At 45.7% G+C, this 2,519-nt stretch carries 1 protein-coding gene and 1 tRNA gene; both read right to left on the bottom strand.

Features of this window, described 5'->3' with window-relative positions; all coding sequences use genetic code 11:
• Positions 1-928: 928 nt before the first annotated feature.
• Positions 929-2,194, bottom strand: a complete 1,266-nt coding sequence (locus NP590_RS20355) for a tyrosine-type recombinase/integrase (RefSeq protein ID WP_256604577.1) — start codon at positions 2,192-2,194, stop codon at positions 929-931.
• A 175-nt stretch (positions 2,195-2,369) separates the two neighbouring features.
• Positions 2,370-2,456 (bottom strand) — tRNA-Leu (locus NP590_RS20360).
• Positions 2,457-2,519 lie beyond the last annotated feature (63 nt).

Consider the following 2,519-nt stretch of genomic DNA (forward strand, 5'->3'; position numbering starts at 1 on the left):
GTTCCAGACAAAATTTCTGCGCGCCTGCAAACGCGCAATGGCAACACCGCCTTTCGAAACTCTACTCGCGCGGTCTATTGGTTTGCGCCATCAAGGCGCTTTGGAATAATCAGCGATCAGCAGACGATCGTTGATGAATCTTAAAATTGCTTCACTATCGACAGCGACCGTGCCTTTCATCAAGGCGCATTTTCCCTGCCGACCCAGAAAGAGCGTTTTCAACGCCCCAACTGCACCAAAAATAAATTTAAGCGTGGACGCATTGCCCTAAGGCCCAACGGACACAGTACATCCAGCGGCGTTCCTCTGCCACCCCACTAGGGGCTATATAGCTGGTACTTCTTCGCTTTTTATACTGCCGAAGTGCAGTCTATGAAAATTTCATCCCGAAAAGTTCTACGTGCGGGGCTATTTTGGGGTTGAAATTGAGCGACTGTCAAATAGTTTTTTCATTTTATTTCAATTGCTTAAGAAATAAAACCAAGCTGGACGGCGTTGGATTTTATTGGACAATTCAGATTTAACGACATGAATGACTTTCGCACCAACCGCCATTGAAAATTGGGGTTGAAAACTGAGGTGATGCAAAAATCGATTTCGACTGGAGACATATCTGGATGATCTGGAAGCTGATTTATAGACATCGTCTGCGAGTAATACCGGTAATACTGGGTAATCCATCGACATGTCCTCTGCAGCCTACGCCAGATAAAGCGGCAACACCGGTAATACAAATAATCTCAATTTCTAGACATATACATAAATACTGAAGCCATGCCTGCACAGTCAAATACCTGATGAGCAAAATGATCAATAAAAAACTTTTTTATCGATCAGCATTCGACGCATTAAGAATCATAAAAGTACCTGCCCGCATCTGTAGGTTGCGAACATGCAAAACCGCTTTTTCTTCCTGAAATGAGAGCAATCAAGTATTCAATGATCTACGGATGGGTATTACGTCTGCGCTTTTGCCGCTCTTCAGTGTATCCAGATAATCTGCCCAGGATTGCATCATTCGCCGGCGTTCGTCCAAATATTGGGCTCGATTGTAGACTGCTCTTATTTTGTCTCTGGGGGCGTGGGATAGTTGTCGTTCGATGGCGTCTGGACTCCAGCCTTGTTCATTTAGCAATGTCGATGCAGTGGTTCTAAAGCCATGTGCCGTCATGATTTCACTGTCGTAACCCAATGTCTTGAGTGCAGTCATGATGGTGTTTTCCGACATGGGGCGACCGTTACCTCGACTTGAAGGGAATACGTATGTGTCGTTTCCGGTCAAGGGATGGATATTCTTTAAAATCTCAGTCGCTTGGGAAGAAAGAGGCACTATATGATGGAAATCTGTTTTGGAGATGAATGGCCGCCATTCATTCGATTCAAAATCAATATCGGACCAGAGCATTTTTCTGATTTCCCCCGGTCTTTGAAATAACAATGGAGAAATGCGTAACGCGGACTGCACGACAAATGTGCCTTGGTAGTTGCTGATGTCCCTGAGCAATTGTGCAACCAGTTTCGGGTCGATGATTGCTGCTCGATGTTTTACCTTTTGCGCGGGTATTTGCTTGGCTACGGGTTGAGCTGGATCGAACTCGGTTAAGTTGTGTACGATCGCATATGCAAAAATGGCGCTAATCTCAGCCCGGAGTCGATGCGCGGTATCCAGTTTGCCCGCTTCAATTAAAGGTTTGAGTGCCGCTAAAACTTCGGCAGATTTAATGCCGTCGATTGGCTTATCACCTATGAAGGGGAAAATCCAAGTCGTGAGGCGATTTTTCTTTTTCGTCAGAGTGTCGGCTGTATTGGTATTGATGATGGAATCAAGCCATTTGCCGGTTATGTCGGCAAAACTATTCAGAATGGGTAAACCATCGCTTTTCCGCTCTTGATTGAGCTTGGCTGTTTGCTTCTCTTGCCTAACTTTCTTGCGTCCTTCCGCAGGATCATTATCGTTGGCAAGTTGTTCACGGATTTCTGAAGCCTTTCGTCGAGCAATTTCTAGCGTTACGCCTGGATATGCTCCAAGGGCAAGGCGCTTCCGTTTACCCTCGAAGGTGTAGACAAATTGCCAAAGTTTGGAGCCGCCAGACTTAACCCACAGATAAAGTCCGCCGCCATCATTGATGAAATAGTCTTTTTCTTCTGGCTTGGCAGCCTTGTAGACCGCGTTCTTATTGAGTTTTTCAGCCATCTTGCACGCCCCAGTGTGTACTTTTTCCGGAAGGTATCAGTGAGTACACGAAAAAATACACGATTTGGTGTGTACTTGGCTAGTTTTCGTTGGATTGCGTCGGACAATAAAAAACCCGCGAAGCCAGTAAACTTGCGGGTTTTTGGATTGGGTTGCACCCGTTTGGATGCATAAATGGTGCCTCAGACCGGAATCGAACCGGTACGGGGTTACCCCCGCGAGATTTTAAGTCTCGTGCGTCTACCTATTTCGCCACCGAGGCATTTTCGAATTATATGTCTTTTGACACCAAATTGCCGGATTAAAAATCCAATATCTTCCATGT

It is taken from the genome of Methylomonas subterranea (genome assembly GCF_024505185.1).
Classification (GTDB): Bacteria; Pseudomonadota; Gammaproteobacteria; order Methylococcales; family Methylomonadaceae; genus Methylomonas; species Methylomonas subterranea.